The sequence below is a fragment of the Saccharothrix sp. NRRL B-16314 genome, assembly GCF_000716595.1.
Taxonomy (GTDB): Bacteria; Actinomycetota; Actinomycetes; order Mycobacteriales; family Pseudonocardiaceae; genus Actinosynnema.
On the sequence record NZ_JNXC01000022.1, the window covers coordinates 58,384 to 77,376 of the forward strand.

The window sequence follows — 18,993 nt, forward strand, 5'->3', positions numbered from 1 at the left end:
CGTTGGGCAAGCCCGGCCGACCCCGGTTCGGGTCGGCCGGGCTTGTCAGACGAGCCGGTGCCCGCCGTCGACGTGCAGGACGGCTCCGGTCATGAACCGGTTGCGCTGCACGGCCACGAACGCCTCGGCGATGTCCTCGGGCGTCCCGATCCGGCCGACGGGCAGGCGGTCGGCCATCGCGGCGAGCCGTTCGGCCTTGGCGGGACCGGCCAGGACGTCCCACACGGGGGTGTCGACCCAGCCGGGCGAGACGACGTTGACCCGGATCGGCGCCAGTTCCACCGCCAGCGCGCGGGCGAGTGCTCCGAGCGCGCCGTTGGCGGCGGCGAGCACCGAGGCGCCCGGCCCCGGCCGGTACGCGGCGATGCCGGAGGTGAACGTGATCGAGCCGTCGGGTGCGACGTGCGGCGCGGCGTGCTTGGCCACCAGCCACGGTCCCAGCAGCTTGACGTCCAGCGCGGCGCGCGCGTGGGCCAGGGGGAAGCCGTCGATCGGGTGGTAGGCGTCGGTGGCGTCGACCGCGGTCACCACGACGTGGTCGAGCGCGCCGGTCCGCTCCACGAGCCGCCGCACGTCGTCTTCCCGGGTGATGTCGGCCTGGGCGGTGCGCAGGCTTTCGCGGGCGAGGTCCTGTGCGGCGGCGGCGAGCCGGTCGGCGGACCGGCCGGCGATCGTGACGGTGGCGCCCTGGGCCAGGAGGAGCCGGGCCAGGCCCAGACCCATGCCGGAACTGCCGCCGACGACGAGTACGTGTGTCATGGGAGCAGCGTCGCGGTCGCGGACGGCTGTCGGGAGACCGGAGCGGGCCTGGTCCTCGCGGGGCCACCCCGGCGTGGTGCGAGACTCGGGGCGTGCGAGGTGCCCTGGGTGAGTTCCTGCGCGGCAGGCGTGGTCGCGTCCGGCCCGAGGACGTCGGGCTGCCGGCCGGGGTCGGGCGGCGGCAGACGCCGGGGCTGCGGCGCGAGGAGCTGGCGGCGCTGGCCGGCGTGAGCGTGGACTACTACACACGGCTGGAACAGGGGCGTGACACGAACCCCGGGCCGGAGGTGCTGCACGCGCTCGCCTCGGCACTGCGGCTCGGCGACGACGAGCGGGCGCACCTGCACGCGTTGGCGCGCAACGCGTCGGGCACGTCACCCGTGCCGCGCCTCGGCGCGGGTGCGCCGCGTCCCGGTCTGCTGCACTTGATCGAGGCGGTGCGCCCGGCCGCGGCGTACGTGCTCGACCAGATCAGCACCGTGCTCGCGGTGAACCCGGAGGGCACCGCCCTCATGCCGGGCGTGCGCGAGTGCGGCAACCTGGTGCGCTACGTCTTCACCGACCGGCGTGCCCGCTCGGTGTTCGTCGCGTGGGACGACATGGCGCGGGACTGCGTGGCCCACCTGCGCACCGTCGCCGCCGCCGACCCCACCTCCACGGCCCTCGCCGACCTGGTCGCGGAACTCTCCGCAGCCGACCGGGACTTCGCCACCCTGTGGCGGCACTACGACGTGAAGGTCAAGACCGGCTCCCGCCGCGCTTTCCGCCACCCGACCGCCGGCCTCGTCACCCTGACGTCCGAAATCCTCACCGCCCCGGACGGCCAACGCCTCGCCGTCTTCCGCCCCACCCCCTGACCCCCGAAACACGACTCACTGGGTGTGCCGGTGTTGGTCGACGGAGCCGGTGGGCGGGAGGGCGGCGATCGACGGGTCGGTGATCGAGGCGCGGAGGGCGTCGGCGAAGCGGTCCGCCCGCAGCACCCGGAACGGGCGCGAGTGGTACGGGCGGGTCGTCGGGTCGACGGGGGCGGCCAGGCCCAGGTCGTTGCACCGGGCCGCCACCTCCTCGTACGCCGCGGCCAGGTGGCGCTCCCGCTCGTGCCAGTCGGTGGCGGCGAGCACCGACCGCAGCACCGGCACGAGGTCGGTGTACCGGGCGAACGCGGACCCGAGCCACTTGCCGTAGGGCGGGTAGCGGCGGTCGATCAGCAGCCGCAGCCGCATCAGGTCGCGGGTGAGCCGAGCCGCCACGACGGCCGACCCCAGCTCGTCCCCGACCTCGCCGCACCGCCCGACGAAGGCCTCCTCCTCCGCGATCCGCGACCACTGGCACGCCAGCACGTACCGCCACACGTCGTCCGGGTACCACCGCAACGCCTCGCGCGCCGCGGTCAGCACGCCGAGCCCGTCGTGGAACACCGCGCCCGCCGTCGTCTCCGCCAACCGCTGCGTCGGCGCGCTCAACCAGTCCCGCGCGGTGACGCCGCCACGCGGGTCGAAGCCCAGCTCCCGGTCGAACCACGTGCCCGCGTCCGTGACGTCCACCCGGTGGTCCACCGGTCCCTCGGTGAAGGTCATCTGCGCGCTCGCGTGGTCGCCGTCGCCGCCGGCGAAGTGCGTGGGGTAGCCGAGGAACGACTTGGGCAGGTGCTCGGCGAGCGCGGTCCGGAGGTCGCCGGCGCGGGTGTCGTCCGGGTCGAGGAACAGTTGCAGGCGCGGGCCCCACTCGTGGTCGGCGGACCGCTCGGTGTCGAAGCCCAGCACCTCGGAACCGGAGCCGATCCGGGCGGCGCTGTGCGGCACCTCGCCGAAGTGCCGCCTGACCAGCGGTTCGACCGCCTCCCGGTAGAAGCGCTCGGACAGGACCAGGCCGGGCACGAACCGTTCGTCGGTCACGAAACCTCCGTTCTGCGGGTGTTGCCCCGCTCGAACGAGTGAAACTCTCGCGCGGTGGCGTCGTGGTGTGATCGAGGGGCGACGCCGAGTGAACCGAGGGAGCGCCACCACATGCAACTCCATAAGAGAACCTTGGCCCTGGTGCTGGCGGCGGGCACGGTGATGTCCGGGCTCGTGGGCGTCGGCACCGCCGCCGCCGCGCCGGCTGCCGCCCCCGTCGAGTGGTCGACGTGCGCGGCGGACGTGCTCGCCGAGATCCCGGCCGCGGAGCGGGACAAGGTCAGCTGCGCGAACCACCCGGTGCCGGTGGACCACGCCAGGCCGAACGGCGCGAAGATCACCATCGCGCTGATGAAGCGCCCGGCCGAGGACCAGGCCAACCGGATCGGCTCGCTCTTCATCAACCCCGGCGGTCCCGGTGGCGCGGGGCTCATCTACTCCGCGTACGGCAGTTCGTTCTTCCAGCCCGAGATCATGAAGCGGTTCGACCTGATCGGGTTCGACCCGCGCGGCGTCGGCCGCAGCGCGCCGTTGCGCTGCTTCAAGACCCTTGAAGAGGCCGACGAGATCTTCGGCCGCATGTCCGCCATCCCGGTCACCCGCACCGAGATCCGCAACACCATGGACGCGACCGAGGACTACACCGACGCGTGCGCGCGCAACGCCGGCCCACTGCTGAACCACATGTCCACCGAGGCCGTGGCACGTGACCTCGACCTGCTGCGGCAGGGCGTCGGTGACCGGCAGTTGACGTTCGTCGGCTTCTCCTACGGCACGCTGCTCGGCGCGACCTACGCCAACATCTTCCCGTCGAAGTCCCGCGCCCTGGTGCTGGACGGCAACGTCGACCCGGCGCTGCGCACGTCCGACGGCGCGGAGTACGACCGGCAGCGCGCGCAGGGCTTCGAGCTGGCGCTGGACGCGTTCCTGAAGCGCTGCGACGCCGACGGCGACAAGTGCGCGTACAGCGACGGCGACCCGCGGGCGAAGTTCGACGAGGTGCGCGACCACCTGCGCACGCAGTCGATCACGCTGCCGTCCGGCCAGGTCGTGACCTACGACGGCTACATCGGCCGGGTCACCGGTGACCTGTACGCGCCGACCAGGTTCAAGGCGCTGGCCGCGTGGCTGCAGGGCGTCTACGCGGTGCTGCACCCGGGCGTCGCCACGTTCAGCGCGCAGGCCGAGTTGTTGCCGCCGTTGGCGAACAAGCACGGGCTGGCGGACATCCGGGCCGGGCGCACCGGCGACACCGAGTACCTGTACGACGACTCGTACTACGGCGTGAACTGCACGGACAAGCCGTTCGTCCGGGTGCCGCAGCTGTTCCCGGTGCTGGCCGCGAAGTGGGAGCGGGAGTCGCCGACGTTCGGCCGCCAGCAGGCCGCGTCCGACCTGCTGACGTGCGCGACCTGGCCGGTGCCCCGTCCCGACCGCTGGGCCGGGCCGTGGCACCGGCGCACGCCGAACCCGGTCGTCGTGGTGGGCAACTACTACGACCCGGCCACGCAGTACGAGTTCTCCAAGCGCATGGCCCGTCAGCTCGGCAACGCGCGGCTGATCAGCGTGGACTCGTTCGGGCACTGCATCCTCGGTGACAGCGCCGGCGCGGACGCCCTGGTGACGGACTACCTGGTGAACCTCAAGGCCCCGGCCGACGGCCAGGTGTTCCAGCCCAACGCCCAGCCGTTCTAGCGGTCCGGGGTGCGGCCGTGGCGAACGCGACGGCCGCACCCGCCAGGACCACCGAGCCCGCCGGGACCTCGGGGAGCCACCACCCCGGCGACTCCATGGCGAACGCCCCGGCCAGGTAGGCGGCGGCCGTGAGCAGCACGGTCACGTCCCGCCGCCGCCACGCCAGGACGGCGAGGCCTGCCGCCACCACCACCGCGAGCGCCAGCTCGTCGTAGTCGACGTGGTCGAAGGTGACGGCGGTGGCCGACACCATCGTGAAGGAGCCTTCGTCCGGCGGGTCCACCGCGATGAACCAGCCGTCGAAGGCTTCGCCCAGCCACAGCCAGACGCCGACGAGCAGCAGCGGGTACCAGGCGCCGGGACGGCGGGCGTGCAGCTCGTAGCCGGCGAGCACCAGCGCGGCCAGGCAGAGCAGGAGCGCCATCGGTTCCCACAGGGCGCCGACGAAACCGACCGCCGCCAGGACGTGCCACGGCCGCACGCGGTGGGCGTGCGCGTGGGCGACGACCGCGCCGGCGGCGAGCGCGAACTCGGGGTAGCCGGGGTCGGGCAGCGGCGTGACGCTCCACATCAGCGCCGCGAACTGCTCCTCGGACAGGAATTGCAGGCCCGGTGCCGGGGGAACGGGCTCGTAGAGGTACCAGAGCGCGATCAAGTAGCCCAGCGCGGAGCCGCCGAGAGCGGCGCTGCGTGCCCGCCACGCCCAGAACCCCAGACCGATCGCGACCGCCGTCCCGGCCAACAACCTGATCACCTCGACCACGAACCCCACCCCCGGCGGGCAACCCTAGCGATCCGGCAGGGGCGTTTCTCCGGCAGTTCGGGAGGGGCCGTGGCGTACGCGACCGCCGCCCCCGCCAGTACCACGACCTGCGCCGGCGGCGCCGACAGCGTGATGAACCAGGGGACGATCAAGGTCTCCCGGTTGGCGGTCACGTAGGCGAATCCACTGTAGACAAGGCCTGTGAGCAGCATGATCGGGCTCCTGCGCCGCCACGACCACACGGCCAGCACGATTGCGGCCACGACAGCCAGGACGACCTCGTCGTAGCCGGCCACCGAGTTCGAGGTGGTGGCGGCACTCCGGCCCGAGACCACCAGGAGGGGTGCCTCGCCATCGGGCAGGTTCGAGATCCCCGGCTCGCGGAACGGCGATGCCGGGATCACCCTGTCCACGGCCAGCCACACCACCAGACCGACACCGACGACCAGCAGCGGGTACCAGGCGCCGGGACGGCGGGAGTTCAGGTCGTAGGCGGCGGCCAGCACGGCCACGACCAGCAGGGCCATCGACAGCACGGTCGCCGCGGTGACCTGCGCCAGCAAGCCGGGCAACCCGACGATCGCCACCACGTGCCAAGGTCGCCGACCGTTCATCCGGGCGTGCGCGAACACGGCGCCCGCGACCACCACCAGCTCCGGGTACGGCGGTAGGTTGAGGTCGAAGGACGGTTCCACGGCAAGCGGCATGTAGGACATCCAGCCCGTGTACTCGACCTCCCTCGGCATCAACAACCAGAGCGCCGCCAGGTACCCCGCCGCGGTGGCCGCGATCGTGAAGCTGCGCGCCCGCCACGCCCAGAAGCCCAGGCCGACGGTGACCGCCAGCCCGACCAGGAACCGGCCGACGTCGAACACCGGCGGATCGATCCAGAGCACCCACCAGCCGATCGATCCCCGGGTCAGCGAGACCGCGAACAGGGTGGCTCCGGTCACCAGCAACGGGAACCAGATGCCGGGCTTCTCGGCGTGCGCCGCACGTGCCTTCAGCAGCAGTCCCGCGATCACCAGCGAGAGCCCGGTTTCGGCCGGCGGGCCGCCCTCCCACAGCGGGAGGACGAGCCCGACCAGCACGAGTAACGCCCAGCCGGTGTCGAACCACACGGCTTTCGGTGTGAGGACCCCCATGGGCGCGTAACCCTAGCGGCTCTCCGAAATGCCGAACCGGGTGTGCACATGACGCAGCCACCCCGGCGCCCACCAGTTCGCGCGACCCGCGAGCCGCATCAACGCGGGCACCAGCACGGCCCGCACGAACGTGGCGTCCACGATGATCGCCACCGCCATGCCCGCGCCCAACATCTGGAGGTACATCACGCTGCCCGACGCGTAAGCGGCGAACGACAGGGCCAGGATCGCCGCCGCCGCCGTGATGAGCGGCGCGCTGCGCTGGATCCCGGTGGCGACGGCGGCCCGCTCGTCACCGGTGCGCGCGTACTCCTCGGCGATGCGCGAGACCATGAACACCTCGTAGTCCATGGACAGCCCGTAGGCGATGCAGAACATCAGGATCGGGATGCTCGGTTCGAGCGTGCCGGTCGGCGTGAAGTCCAGGACGCCCGACAGGTTCCCGTTCTGGAAGCCCCACACCACAACGCCGAACATGACCCCGAGGCTGAGCAGGTTCAACACGGTTGCCTTGAGCGGCAAGAGGATGCTGCCGGTCATCAGGAACAGCAGCACGAAGGTGATGATCAGGATCAGGGCCACGACGAGCGGCACGCGGTCGGTCAGCGCGTCGCGGAAGTCGGCCAGTTCGGCCGGGTAGCCGCCGACGAGGTAGTCGGGCTGGAGGGCGCGGACCTTCGCGACCAACTCCGGCACGTCACCCGAGAGGGCTCCCTGGGACGGGATCGCCGTCCACACCGTGCCGTAGCCGTTGGTCTCCACGTCGACCTGCACGATGCCGGGGACGTCCCCGAGCCGTGCCGCGAAGTCGTCATCCTGCGCACCTTCGTTCCGGGCGCCCTTGGCGATCACGCGGATGGCGTCGGTCTGCTCCTGACCGAAACCGTCGCGGATCTGGTCCTGCACGATCCGGCTGGACGCGTCGGCGGGCAGGATCCGGTCGTCGGGCAGGCCGAACTTCAGGCCCAGCACCGGTGAGGCGAGCAGGAGCAGCAACGCCAGCACCGCACCACCCACCAGGACCGGCCGGTTCATCACCGTGTTCGCCGTCCGTGCCCAGAATCCGAGGGCGCCGAAACCGTTGGACCGTTCGACGGCCGGGTGCGGCTTGAGGGACGCGAGGGCGGCGGGCAGGACGGTGAGCGCGCCGACCACGGCGAAACCGACCACCAGCACGCCCGCGTAGGCGAAGGAACGCAGGAACGGGAAGGGGAACAGCAGCAGCATCGCCAGGGACGCGGCCACGGTGAGTCCGCTGAACAGGACCGTGCGCCCGGCCGTCGCCACCGCCCGTTCAACCGCTTCCGGCACGCTCGCGCCGCCGGCGAGTTCCTCGCGGTAACGGGCGATGACGAACAGGCAGTAGTCCACGCCCAGTGCCAGGCCCATGACCAGGGTGATGTTCGCGGCGAACGTGGAGACCTCGGTCAGGGCCGTGAGCCCGCGCAGCGCGGCCAGGGTGCCGACCATGGCGAACAGGCCAACGCCGAGCGTCGTCAACGCCAGGGAAACCCGGCGGTACAACAGGATCAGCAGGAGCAGCACCACCGGCACCACGATGAGCTCGGCGCGCAGGAAGTCCTTGGCGGCCTGGGCGCCGACCTGGCGGAACACCTCGTCCTGCCCGCCGACGCCCACGGTGATCACGTCGTCCGCCCGGGTGAACCGTTCGGACAGTTCCGCGATGGCCTTGCGGGCCTCGGTGGCCGAGCCCGGAACCCACGCCAGGATCAACGCCTGGCTGCCGTCCTCGGACTTGAGCGCCGGGCTCTCGCGGTCCCAGTAGGACTCGACCTGGCGCACCTCGGGCGCGAGTTCCGCGGCCAGCGCACGGCCCCGCTCGGCGTTGCGCGGATCGTCCACGTCGCCGCCGCGTGCCGTGACCAGCAGGGTCAGGTTGGGGTTGCCGGTGTCGAACTCCTCGGCCAGCACCTCGGCCGCGCGCAGCGACTCCGTGCCCGGCGCCTCGAAGCGGGACAAGGACAGCGCCGCCAACGTGCCGCTGCCCACGACGGCCGCCGCCACCGCGACGATCGCGGCGACGATCAGGATCAAGCGTCGCCGGCGCACGGCGAATCGCCCCAGCTTGAACACGGGGTACTCCTCGGATCGGGCAGAATGCGAGCAAGTGCTCGTGTTCTGAAAATACGAGTACTTGCTCGTGTTTGTCAACGAGTGGCAAGGTGGTGCCCGTGGAGCCGAAGGTGGTGCGCCGGCAGGCGCGGGGTGAACGGCGGATGGCCGAACTCCAGGACGCGGCGGCGGCGGTGTTCGCCGAAGTCGGCTACGAGGCCGCGACTACCAACGCCATCGCCGCGCGGGCAGGCGTGTCGCCGGGCACGCTGTACCAGTTCTACGGCAACAAGGAGGCCATCGCGCAGGCGTTGGCGGACCGGTACCTGGAGCAGCTGCGGTCCGCTCACGGGGCGTTGACGCCGGAGTTGGCGCACCTGCCGCTGGACGAGCTGGTCGACCGGATGGCCGGGCCGATGATCGAGGTGAACGTGGCCAACCCGGGCTTCAAGGCGTTGTTCGGTCGGGCCGACATGCCGGAACGCCTGGCCGAGCCGACCCGGGCCGTGCACGCGGCCCTGTTCGGGCGGATCGACGCGGTGCTCGCGGCTCGCCGCCCGGACCTGCCCGCCGCCGACCGCGTCCGTGCCGCGCAGGTGACCATGCGGCTGTTCGGCGGGCTGATCCCGATGATCGTGTCGGCCGGGGAGGACGAGCGCCCGGCGTTGGTGGAGGAGCTGAAGAAGGTGCTGCGCGGCTACCTCGTGCAGATCCTCGGGTGAACGCGCGGACGTGAGGGACGCCCTGATCGGCGCCCCTCACGTCCTGTCGTGCGGCCTGTCGCTCACCTCGTCGGCGCCTACTTCGGCGGCGGCGGGACCAGGCAGCTGATCGGCGTCGACTGGTTGCCCGACGCGTCCACGCCGTAGACGAGCGCGTCGCCCTTGAGCGTGATGCGCCAGTCGATGTCACCGACACCCGGCTTCTGGTTCGGCGTCGCACCCGGCGCCTGCACCAGCTTGATCTTCGTGCCGGACGGGAACCCGCCGAACACGGCCGTGCTGGCCGAGTCGGAGACGAAGACCTGCGGGTCCGGGTCGACCGCGTCGGTCGCGGTCAGGACGAAGAAGCCGTCCTCGTTGTCGGCCGGCGGCTCGGTGCCACCGCCCGGGTTGTTGGTGGGCTGGCACGTCACGACCGGGGGCGTGGTGTCCACCCAGTCCTTCAGCACGTCGTCGCACACCTGGTTGCCGGCGGCGTGCGTGAAGCAGCCGCGGATCGAGTCCGTGCCGAGGCCCGCGAGGCCCTGGGTGGCCGGGTAGACGAAGTCCACCGTGCCGGCGGCCGAGGTGTTGCCGCCACCGGCCGCGTTCACGTTCGGGCCGGACAGGATCGTGAAGGTGACCGGGACGGACGCCACGGGGTCGCCGAAGTCGTCGGTGACGGTCGCGGTCACGGTGTGCGTCTGGCCCGGCGTGCCGAGCTCGTTGACCTCGTGCTCGGGCTCGACGTCGATGGCCGCCGCGCAACCGCGCACGTTCACCGTCGGGTTGCCGAACGCCACGACGTGGCCCTCGGTGTCGGAGTAGGTGACCGACGGGTTGACCGCCAGCGCGCCGCCACCGGCGGTCGGGACGTGGGTCGCGGTGAACGTCAGGGTCACCGCTTCGGTGCCGAGCTCGTCGATGGTCCAGGTGAGCTGGTTGCCGGCCTGGACGACCGAGCCCTTGGAGACCGCCGCGCCGCTCGCGGTGAACTGCGGCGCCACGGTGTCGACCACGGTCACGTTCGTCGCCGCGGGCACCACGATGGCCGCGCCGATGGCTTCGAAGACCTCTTGCAGCTGTGCGGGAGTCGGAGCCTCGTAGTAGTGCGTGGCGTCGGGGTCCGTCGTCCAGTCCCGGATCTCGGCGGAGTCGACGGAGCCGAGGCCGATGCCGAAGATCTCGGTGCCGGCCGCGCGTGCCGCCGCGGCGGCGGGGCTCGCGTCCGGGCCGACGGTCGTCTGGCCGTCGGTCATGATGACCATCGTCTTGGAGTTGGTGGGCACCGATCCGGCGAGTTCCGCCTGGCCGGTCGAGATGGCGGCGGAGTGGTTCGTGCCGCCGGACGCGTTGAGCGCGTCGATGGCGGACTTGGCGGCGTTCGCGTCCGACGAGAGCGGGGCGTCCACCGTGGCGCCGTCGGCGAAGCTGACCACGCCGATGCGGCTGCCGTTGGCGATCACGCCGTTCAGCGAGCCGTCGGTGGCCTCGTCGATGATGTCCACGAACGACTTGGCGGCGTTCTTGAGGTCGCCGATGGCCCCGGCCATGCTGCCGGACCGGTCGAGCACCAGCTCGATGTCCACCGGGTTGCCGGAGATGCCGGTCTGGGCGTCGAGCGTCACGGTGACCGGGACGGAGCCGCCACAGCTGATGTCGGTGGCGCCGAGCGCCTTGGTGCCGGTGACCGTTCCACCGGCCGCTGATGCCGCGGTGGTCGTGGCGAGTGGGGCGGCGAGCGCGGCCAAGAGGATCGCGGTTACGCCACAAGCCCGTCTTCGGGAGTTCTTGTGCATTCGGGTTCGCACCTCCTCGTGCGTGCCGACGGGTGTGAATCCCCCTCTGGAATCACGCCTGAGTATTCCGGTGAAGCCGGGTAAGTCAGTCCCCGAACAGGTGCGGACCAGCGACGATCCGACCTAATGACGTTCCGAGCGAGTCGGATGGCGTCGGCATGACGAGGTTAAGCGCGTATTCTGTAGAACGACAATACCTTCACCCGTTCGGTCTAGCAGAAATGATCCGTCGTTTTCGATCTGCGCTTCGTTACATTGATTGTCGGAATTGTGACGACAATGCGGCGGACGAGTGGCGCGCAACCCGTTTCCAGGCGTGGAAGTCGTCTGTCGACCAGTCCCGTCGGCCCTGGAACACTGGACCTCGTGGCGCGGATCGAGCTCGTCCTCGGTGACATCACCGAGCAGCATGTCGACGTCGTGGTGAACGCCGCGAACTCGTCCCTGCTCGGAGGTGGTGGTGTCGACGGCGCCATCCACCGCAAGGGAGGCCCGGACATCCTGGCGGAGTGCCGCAAGCTCCGTGCGGGCCACTACGGGCGCGGCCTCAGGACCGGCCAGGCCGTGGCCACGACCGCCGGCCGCCTGCCCGCGAAGTGGGTGGTGCACACCGTGGGGCCGGTCTGGTCGCCGACGGAGGACCACTCCGGCCTGCTGGCCGACTGCTACCGCAACTCCCTGCGCGCAGCCGCGGACCTCGGTGCCCGCACCATCGCGTTCCCCGCGATCTCCACCGGCGTCTACCGCTGGCCGATCGCCTCCGCCGCTCGCGTCGCCCTGACGACGGTCGCCGAGGTGTCGTCGGACCTCCCGACCATCGCCACCGTCCACTTCGTCCTCTTCGACCGCGCCGCCTACGACGCTTTCCGAGCCGCAACGGCTCCTTGAGCAGCGAAAGGGCCGCCCACCCGGAGGTGGACGGCCCCTTCTGGGGTGTCGACTAGCTGCGGACCATCTTGCGCAGCACGTACTGCATGATGCCGCCGTTGCGGTAGTAGTCGGCCTCACCCGGGGTGTCGATGCGGACCACCGCGTCGAACTCCACCTTCGCGCCGTCCGCCTTCGTCGCCGCCACGTGCACCGTCCGGGGCGTGTCGCCGTCGTTCAGCGCGGTGATGCCGGTGAAGTCGAACGTCTCCGTGCCGTCCAGACCCAACGACGCCGCCGTCGAGCCCTCCGGGAACTGGAGCGGCAGGACGCCCATGCCGATCAGGTTCGAGCGGTGGATGCGCTCGAACGACTCGGCGATCACGGCCCGCACGCCGAGCAGCGAGGTGCCCTTCGCGGCCCAGTCGCGCGACGAACCGGAGCCGTACTCCTTGCCCGCCAGCACGACCAGCGGCACACCGGCCGCCGCGTAGGCCTCGGACGCGTCGTAGATCGTGGTCTGCGGCGCACCCTCCTCCAGGAAGTTCCGGGTGAACCCGCCCTGCACGCCCTGGCCGTTGTCCTCGTCGGCGAGCAGCAGGTTGCGCAGCCGGATGTTCGCGAACGTGCCCCGGATCATCACCTCGTGGTTGCCGCGGCGCGAGCCGTACGAGTTGAAGTCCTTGCGGTCGACGCCGTGCTCGGTCAGGTACTTGCCCGCGGGCGAGTCGGCCTTGATCGAACCGGCGGGGGAGATGTGGTCCGTGGTGACCGAGTCGCCCAGCAGCGCCAGCACGCGCGCGCCGCCGATCTCCGTCACCGGAGCCGGCTCCATCTCCATGCCCTCGAAGTACGGGGGCTTGCGGACGTAGGTCGACTGCGGGTCCCACTCGAACGTCTTGCCGGTCGGCGTGGGCAGCGACTGCCACCGCTGGTCACCGGCGAACACGTCCTTGTAGCCCTTGGCGAAGCCCTCCGGCGAGATCGACGACGCGACGACCTCGGAGATCTCCTGCGGCGACGGCCAGATGTCGGCCAGGTACACCGGCTTGCCGTCCTGGTCCGTGCCCAGCGGCTCGGTGGTGATGTCCTTGTCCATCGAACCGGCCAGCGCGTACGCCACCACGAGCGGCGGGGACGCGAGGTAGTTCATCTTGATGTCCGGGTTGATCCGGCCCTCGAAGTTCCGGTTGCCCGACAGCACCGACACCGCGGCCAGGTCGCCCTGGTTGATGCCCGCGGAGATCTCGTCCTGCAACGGGCCGGAGTTGCCGATGCACGTGGTGCAGCCGTAGCCGACCAGGTGGAAGCCCAGCTTCTCCAGGTACGGCAGCAGCCCCGCGCGCTCGTAGTAGTCCATGACGACCTTGGAGCCCGGCGCCAGCGTGGTCTTGACCCACGGCTTGCGCTCCAGGCCCTTCTCCACGGCCTTCTTCGCCAGCAGCGCCGCGCCGAGCATCACCGACGGGTTGGACGTGTTGGTGCACGACGTGATCGCGGCGATCGCGACGGCGCCGTGGTCCAGCTCGAACTCCGCGCCGTCCAGCGACACCTTGACCGGGTTGGACGCCCGGCCCTCCGCGCCCTCGGCGGCGGAGTGGAACACGTGCGGCGAACCGCCCGCGTCACCGTTGCTCAGCGCGGCCGGGTCGCTGGCCGGGAACGACTCCTCGGACGCCTCGTCCACCGGCGAGTTCTCCACGCCGTCGGTGTGCGCGACGTACGCGCCGAGCGCCTGCCGGAACGCCTCCTTGGCGCTGGTCAGCTCGATCCGGTCCTGCGGGCGCTTCGGGCCGGCGATCGACGGGACGACCGTCGACAGGTCCAGCTCCAGCGTCTCGGAGTAGACCGGCTCGGCCGACGGGTCGTGCCAGAGGCCCTGCTCCTTGGCGTAGGCCTCGACCAGCGCCAGCTGCTCGGCCGAGCGGCCGGTCAGCTTCAGGTAGTCGATGGTCTCGCCGTCGACCGGGAAGATCGCGCAGGTGGACCCGAACTCGGGGCTCATGTTGCCGATGGTGGCGCGGTTGGCCAGCGGTACCGCGCCGACGCCCGAGCCGTAGAACTCGACGAACTTGCCGACCGCGCCGTGCTTGCGCAGCATCTCGGTGATCGTCAGCACCAGGTCGGTCGCGGTCGCGCCGGCGGGCAGCTCGCCGTGCAGCTTGAAGCCGACGACGCGCGGGATCAGCATGGAGACCGGCTGGCCCAGCATGGCGGCCTCGGCCTCGATGCCGCCGACGCCCCAGCCCAGCACGCCGATGCCGTTGACCATGGTGGTGTGGCTGTCGGTGCCGACGAGCGTGTCCGGGTAGGCGATGCCGTCGCGGGTCATCACCACGCGGGCCAGGTGCTCGATGTTCACCTGGTGCACGATGCCGGTGCCCGGCGGGACGACCTTGAACTCGTCGAACGCGGTCTGGCCCCAGCGCAGGAACTGGTAGCGCTCCTTGTTGCGCTGGTACTCCAGGTCGACGTTCAGCTCGAACGCGTCCGGCCTGCCGAAGATGTCGGCGATCACCGAGTGGTCGATGACCAGCTCGGCGGGCGCCAGCGGGTTCACCTTCGTCGGGTCGCCGCCGAGCTGGGTGACGGCCTCGCGCATGGTGGCCAGGTCGACCACGCACGGCACGCCGGTGAAGTCCTGCATCACCACCCGCGCGGGCGTGAACTGGATCTCGGTGTTCGGCTCGGCCGACGGATCCCAGCTGCCCAGCGCGCGCACGTGGTCGGCGGTGATGTTCACGCCGTCCTCGGTCCGCAGCAGGTTCTCCAGCAGGATCTTCAAGCTGTACGGCAGGCGCTCGGCGCCGTCGACCGCGCTCAGCCGGAACACCTCGTACGAGGCGTCGCCGACGGTGAGCGTGCCGCGGGCGCCGAAGCTGTCCTTGCTTGGTGCAGTCACGTGAAACTCCATCTGGTCACGCGCGAAGTCGGTAGGGGAACTTCTGTCGAGTCTTCCGCACCGTCCGGTGCGGCGCCCTCTCACCCCAAACAGTACGCGTGTCCTGTATTCCGCTTCAACCCGGTCCTACGTTGATCGGGGCATCATCACATCCGTGGTGCGTCTTGATCGAATCGGCAAGCGCTACGGCCGCGGGCCGTGGGTGTTGCGCGACGTCTCGCTGACCGTGGAACGCGGTGAAGTGGTCGTGCTGCGCGGCGGCAACGGGTCGGGCAAGTCGACCTTGTTGCGCGTCGCGGCGGGCGTCACGGCGCCGTCGGCAGGCCTGGTGCGCAGGGGCGCGTCGGTCGGGTACGTGCCGGAGCGGTTCCCGACCGGCGTGAAGCTGTCCGCGCGGGACTACCTGCGCCACCTCGCCGACGTGCGGGGCGTGCCGGTGCGGTGGGACCTGGTGGAGGCGCTGGGTTTCGTCGGTGAACCGACCGCGCCGATGGCGACCCTGTCGAAGGGCAACACGCAGAAGATCGCTCTGGCGCAGGCGTTGCACGCGACGGACCTGCTGGTGCTGGACGAGCCGTGGTCCGGGCTGGACGCCGCCGCGGCCGGTGCGCTGACCGACCTCGTGGCGTCGTCGGAGGCGGCCGTCGTGCTGACCGACCACCACGGGCACGACGTGCCGGGTGCCCGCGAGGTGGCGCTGGGCGCGGTCGCCCAGGGTGGCGTGGTGATCGAACTGGACTCGGTGGGGGAGGCGTTCGCGCTGATCAGCTCGTTGGAAGGGGTGTCCGCGGCACGTGCGGTCGGCGGCGGGGCGCGGGTCGAGGTGCGGGCCGGGTTCAGCGACGGCGTGCTGGCCGAGGCGCTGCGGCTCGGCTGCTCGGTGCGGAGCGTCCGCTCGTGACGGCCCTGGTGCGGTACCTGCTGGTGGACGTGCTGCGCACCCAGCGCTGGCTGCCGCCGTTGCTGGTGCACTTCGCCGTGCTGGGGATGCTCTACGCCTCCGACGCCGGTCCGCCGCTGCCCGCGTACGCCGGGACGTGCGTGCTCGTCTACCCGGTGTCGGTGTGGCTGACGGTGGTGATCGGCACCGCCGAGGACCCGGTCCGCCGGACCGTCACCGTGGTGACGGCTGGGGGCTGGGCCCGTGCGCAGGCCGCCGTGACCGCGCTGTCCGTCCTGGCGGCCCTGGGGCTGGCCCTGATCGCCGCCCTGGCGCCCGTCGTGACGCAACCGCGCCCGTACCCGCCCGGCACGGTGGCGCAGGGCTTCGCGGCGCTGGCGGTGTGCGCGCTGGTCGGCGTCGGCGTCGGCGTGCTGTGCAGCCGTCCGGTGATCACGCAGACCGGCTGGTCCGTCCTCGCGGCGACCGCGTTGGTGGCGCTGGTGTTCCTGTTCGGCCGCACCCCGCCGGTCGGCAACGTGCTGTGGTCGCTGTCCCACGACGACGGCGTCACGTCCGCGTTGACGCTCTCCGGCGTGCTCGCGGTCCTCTTCGTGGCCGGCGCGACCTGGCTCGGCACAGCGGTCGGCCCCCGCCGCGGGTGACGCTCGCGACGGGGGCCGACCGGTAGAGCCCGGGTTACTTGACGGCCTTGAGCAGCTCGTCGATGTCCTTCGGCTCCAGACCGCGCATCAGCGTCAGGAACAGCTCGCTGTAGGTCCGGAACGGGCTGACGTACCACTTGCCGTCCACCTCGGTGGCGACCACGCCGATGCCGTCCTTCAGCACCTGCGCGCCGATGCGGGCGATCACGTCGACCGCGGCCGGCGGGATGTCGCCGCCGCCCTGCTGCTCGACCATCTGCGTGATCTCGTCCGCGCAGAGCTTCTGCGACTTGCCCTGGACGGTGGCGCTGTAGCAGTCGCCGTCCCGGCTGATCGACACCTTCTCGCCCTCGGCCTCGATCACCAGCTTGCGGATCGTGAGCAGGGAGCCGCCGGAGACGTCCTCGGAGTCGGTCTCCAGCTCGATCAGCTTCGCGCCCGTGTCGGGCGTCTTGCCCATCTGGTCCAGCAGCACCGGGCCGAGGTCCTGGAGCACGCCCATCTCGTCCGGCGGCAGGAGCGCGATAACGCCCTCGATGTCACCGGCGAGCGCCTTCGTCACCATCTGCTTGGCGGCGTCGTTCGCCGAACCCGCGCCGGCCGGTGCGATGCCCTTGGCGGGCCACTTGAGGTCTTCGGACTCCAGCGCGGCGTGCGCGATGGTGTAGAAGAGGCTCGGGTACCACTCGTCGCCGACCTTGATGGTGGCGATGCCGATCGGCTTGCCCTTGCGGTCGGCCTTCTCCTTGGCGAAGTCCAGCGTCTCCGTCTCGGGGGTGGCCTTGTCGAGGTCCGCGCCGAGCGCGTCGACGAGCTTGTCCGTCAACGGGATCTGCTTGACGTCCGAGGTGATCGTGATCTTGCCCTCGATCACCTTGTTGATCGTCAGGTGGTCGTTGACCTTCTCCGCGGCGGCGTCGTCGAACTTGATGCCCTCGCTCTTGATCTGGACACCGGTGAGCTTGTTCGGGTCGGCGTCCGGCTTCAGGATCTCCAGCCGCTTGGCCTCGCTGACGGTGGCCTCGGTGTAGTCCTTGCTCAGCTTGGCCTCGGCGGGCGCCAGGCCGTTCATGATGCCGAGGACGTCACCGCTGCCCAGCGCGCTGAGCAGGTTGTTCGCCGCCGTGGACGGGCTCTCCGAGCCGGCCGCGACGTCGTCGGAGCTGCGCAGCGCCCACACCGTGGCGACCGTGCCCGCGGCCAGCGCGAGAACGGCGACGATCGAGGTGATGATCAGTCCGGTGCGCTTCTTCTTCGGCGGCTCGCCACCGGAGAAGCCGTACGGCTGCTGGCCGAAGTCCTGCTGGTAGCCGGGCTGCTGGGGCTGCGCGAAGCCCTGCGGACCGGTCTGCGGGTAACCCTGCTGAGGCTGCGGACCGGTCTGCGGGTAGCCACCCTGCTGCGGGTAACCCCCCTGCTGCGGGCCCTGCTGGGGGTAGCCGCCCTGCTGCGGGTAGCCCCCCTGCTGCGGCTGGCCGTACGGGTTGTTCTGCGGTGGCCATTCGCCTCCGCCGCCACCTGGGTAGCTCACGGTGCTCCTCCTGGAGTGCTGATCGCTGTGCGGGATTTCGCGGTGAGCACGGTGATCGCCCCGGCGACCCCCAGCACAGCACCACCGAGGGTTGTCACCGGTCCGGTCGTGGTGATCCCGACCAGTGCCGCCTCGTTGCCCCCTTGGACGGCGGCAAGTGCCGCCACCGTTCCCGCAATCGTGCCAAAGAGGAGAACCAGCCATGCGGCGAACCGGCGAAGTCGCACCACCCAGAGCACCACGCAGCACACCGCCAACGGGGTGAGCCCGACCCAGATCCCGCGGACCACCTCGCCCGACACGCCGTCCAACCCGGCGAAACCACGCAGAGCGAGTACCTCGTAACTGGTCCTCGTGACGGTGCCCGAACGCAGCCAGGGCAGGAACGTGCCCACCACCGCTGTGACCAAACCGATAACTCCGAGCACGGCTCCGGCCCGTCCCCTGGCGGTCGGCTCCGCCGAAGGTCGTCTCATGGTCGGCTCCACTGACGTGTCCTGCGCACCCGGACATGCTCGCAGGCGTGTGGGACGGTGGTCGCATGAGTGCGCGGGACGTGATGGCCGTCGCACGGCGGATCACCGTGCTCACCGGCGCGGGGGTGTCCGTCGAGTCGGGGGTGGTGCGGTTCGCGTTCGACGCGTCGTCGTTCGCGTCGTCGGCGGCGGTGCGGCGGGCGGCGTGGGAGTCCTGGCTGGACGATCCGATGTGGACGGCCGCGCCGAACGCCGCGCACCGCGCGTTGGCGGGGTTGGAGCGGGCCGGGCGGGTGCGGTCGTTGGTGACGCAGAACGTGGACGGGCTGCACCAGCGGGCCGGGTCTTCGTCGGTGGTCGAACTGCACGGGTCGATGTCGCGCGTCGTGTGCTCGTCGTGTGGTGACACCGGTGCGATGAGCGAGGCGTTGGACCGCGTGCGCGGAGGTGACGCGGTACCGCTGTGCGTGGTGTGCGGCGGGGTTCTCCGGCCGGCCACGGTGGCGTTCGGCGAGCCGTTGAGCCCCGATGTGCTGCGTGCGGCGCGGACGGCGGCGCTGGACTGCGACGTGATGGTGGTCGCCGGGACGTCGCTCATGGTCGAGCCCGCCGCGGGGCTGGTGCCGCTGGCGGCGCGGGCGGGCGCGGCGGTGATCATCTGCGCGCTGGAACCGACGCCGTACGACGGACTCGCGGCTGCCGTCGTGCGTGAGCCGGCCGCGTCGGCGTTGCCGGAGCTGGCGGCGGTGCCCGTGGTGGCGACCGGGCCGATCCGCACGTGGGGCGACCCGAGCAGCTGGTGACCACCCGTTCGGTGGGTACGACCAGCCTTCCGTGAT

General features: G+C 71.2%; 16 protein-coding genes. 7 read left to right on the top strand and 9 right to left on the bottom strand.

Annotation, left to right across the window (positions count from 1 at the left end):
• Positions 1 to 45 precede the first annotated feature (45 nt).
• Entirely contained in the window at positions 46 to 759 is a 714-nt protein-coding gene (locus tag OQ02_RS26915) for an SDR family oxidoreductase (protein ID WP_033441384.1), read from the bottom strand.
• A 92-nt stretch (positions 760 to 851) separates the two neighbouring features.
• On the opposite strand from OQ02_RS26915, the gene OQ02_RS40255 reads away from it, so the two are divergent.
• Positions 852 to 1,616, top strand: a complete 765-nt coding sequence (locus OQ02_RS40255) for a helix-turn-helix transcriptional regulator (RefSeq protein WP_197043511.1) — start codon at positions 852 to 854, stop codon at positions 1,614 to 1,616.
• Positions 1,617 to 1,631: 15 nt separating this feature from the next.
• Here the strand turns inward: OQ02_RS40255 and OQ02_RS26925 are convergent, their stop codons facing one another.
• On the bottom strand, positions 1,632 to 2,657 hold the full coding sequence (locus OQ02_RS26925; protein WP_033441509.1) for a DUF4037 domain-containing protein: 1,026 nt from the start codon (positions 2,655 to 2,657) through the stop codon (positions 1,632 to 1,634).
• 111 nt (positions 2,658 to 2,768) lie between these two features.
• Between OQ02_RS26925 and OQ02_RS26930 the strand changes: the two genes are divergently transcribed.
• Positions 2,769 to 4,352 (top strand): alpha/beta hydrolase, encoded by a 1,584-nt coding sequence (locus OQ02_RS26930; RefSeq protein WP_033441385.1) that lies wholly within the window; start codon positions 2,769 to 2,771, stop codon positions 4,350 to 4,352.
• On the opposite strand, the gene OQ02_RS26935 is transcribed toward OQ02_RS26930, so the two are convergent.
• From OQ02_RS26935 to OQ02_RS26945, 3 genes are read right to left on the bottom strand one after another with little or no spacing between them, the layout of a single operon-like run.
• The gene (locus OQ02_RS26935) at positions 4,300 to 5,115 is read right to left on the bottom strand and encodes a hypothetical protein (RefSeq protein WP_156077331.1); all 816 of its coding nucleotides are present in this window, start codon (positions 5,113 to 5,115) and stop codon (positions 4,300 to 4,302) included. The genes OQ02_RS26930 and OQ02_RS26935 overlap by 53 nt on opposite strands.
• Positions 5,103 to 6,260, bottom strand: coding sequence for a hypothetical protein (locus OQ02_RS26940; RefSeq protein WP_156077332.1), 1,158 nt, complete (start codon positions 6,258 to 6,260; stop codon positions 5,103 to 5,105). The genes OQ02_RS26935 and OQ02_RS26940 overlap by 13 nt, the downstream gene beginning before the upstream one ends.
• Before the next feature lie 12 nt (positions 6,261 to 6,272).
• Complete coding sequence (locus tag OQ02_RS26945) at positions 6,273 to 8,354, bottom strand: MMPL family transporter (protein WP_051772839.1); 2,082 nt, start codon at positions 8,352 to 8,354, stop codon at positions 6,273 to 6,275.
• Between the two features lie 98 nt (positions 8,355 to 8,452).
• Here OQ02_RS26945 and OQ02_RS26950 point away from each other — a divergent pair, with 98 nt between their 5' ends.
• Complete coding sequence (locus tag OQ02_RS26950; protein WP_231500242.1) at positions 8,453 to 9,055, top strand: TetR/AcrR family transcriptional regulator; 603 nt, start codon at positions 8,453 to 8,455, stop codon at positions 9,053 to 9,055.
• Positions 9,056 to 9,132: 77 nt separating this feature from the next.
• On the opposite strand, the gene OQ02_RS26955 is transcribed toward OQ02_RS26950, so the two are convergent.
• Positions 9,133 to 10,785 (bottom strand): vWA domain-containing protein, encoded by a 1,653-nt coding sequence (locus tag OQ02_RS26955; RefSeq protein ID WP_033441389.1) that lies wholly within the window; start codon positions 10,783 to 10,785, stop codon positions 9,133 to 9,135.
• 414 nt (positions 10,786 to 11,199) lie between these two features.
• Between OQ02_RS26955 and OQ02_RS26960 the strand changes: the two genes are divergently transcribed.
• A complete protein-coding gene (locus tag OQ02_RS26960; RefSeq protein ID WP_033441390.1) occupies positions 11,200 to 11,721 on the top strand; it encodes an O-acetyl-ADP-ribose deacetylase in 522 nt (173 codons plus the stop codon).
• 52 nt (positions 11,722 to 11,773) lie between these two features.
• On the opposite strand, the gene OQ02_RS26965 is transcribed toward OQ02_RS26960, so the two are convergent.
• Complete coding sequence (locus OQ02_RS26965) at positions 11,774 to 14,602, bottom strand: aconitate hydratase (protein ID WP_033441391.1); 2,829 nt, start codon at positions 14,600 to 14,602, stop codon at positions 11,774 to 11,776.
• Between the two features lie 157 nt (positions 14,603 to 14,759).
• Here OQ02_RS26965 and OQ02_RS26970 point away from each other — a divergent pair, with 157 nt between their 5' ends.
• Positions 14,760 to 15,503 carry an ATP-binding cassette domain-containing protein gene (locus OQ02_RS26970; RefSeq protein ID WP_231500243.1) on the top strand — a complete coding sequence of 248 codons (744 nt, stop codon included), beginning with the start codon at positions 14,760 to 14,762 and terminating at the stop codon, positions 15,501 to 15,503.
• Positions 15,500 to 16,147 carry a hypothetical protein gene (locus OQ02_RS26975; RefSeq protein ID WP_033441393.1) on the top strand — a complete coding sequence of 216 codons (648 nt, stop codon included), beginning with the start codon at positions 15,500 to 15,502 and terminating at the stop codon, positions 16,145 to 16,147. The genes OQ02_RS26970 and OQ02_RS26975 overlap by 4 nt, the downstream gene beginning before the upstream one ends.
• A gap of 34 nt (positions 16,148 to 16,181) precedes the next feature.
• On the opposite strand, the gene OQ02_RS45060 is transcribed toward OQ02_RS26975, so the two are convergent.
• Together OQ02_RS45060 and OQ02_RS26985 are read right to left on the bottom strand one after the other, a co-directional pair.
• Positions 16,182 to 17,678: a hypothetical protein gene (locus OQ02_RS45060; RefSeq protein ID WP_051772842.1), complete on the bottom strand. Its 1,497-nt coding sequence runs from the start codon at positions 17,676 to 17,678 to the stop codon at positions 16,182 to 16,184.
• Complete coding sequence (locus OQ02_RS26985) at positions 17,675 to 18,154, bottom strand: hypothetical protein (RefSeq protein WP_033441512.1); 480 nt, start codon at positions 18,152 to 18,154, stop codon at positions 17,675 to 17,677. Before OQ02_RS26985 ends, OQ02_RS45060 begins: the two co-directional genes overlap by 4 nt.
• A gap of 65 nt (positions 18,155 to 18,219) precedes the next feature.
• On the opposite strand from OQ02_RS26985, the gene OQ02_RS26990 reads away from it, so the two are divergent.
• Positions 18,220 to 18,957: an SIR2 family NAD-dependent protein deacylase gene (locus OQ02_RS26990; RefSeq protein WP_033441513.1), complete on the top strand. Its 738-nt coding sequence runs from the start codon at positions 18,220 to 18,222 to the stop codon at positions 18,955 to 18,957.
• Positions 18,958 to 18,993 lie beyond the last annotated feature (36 nt).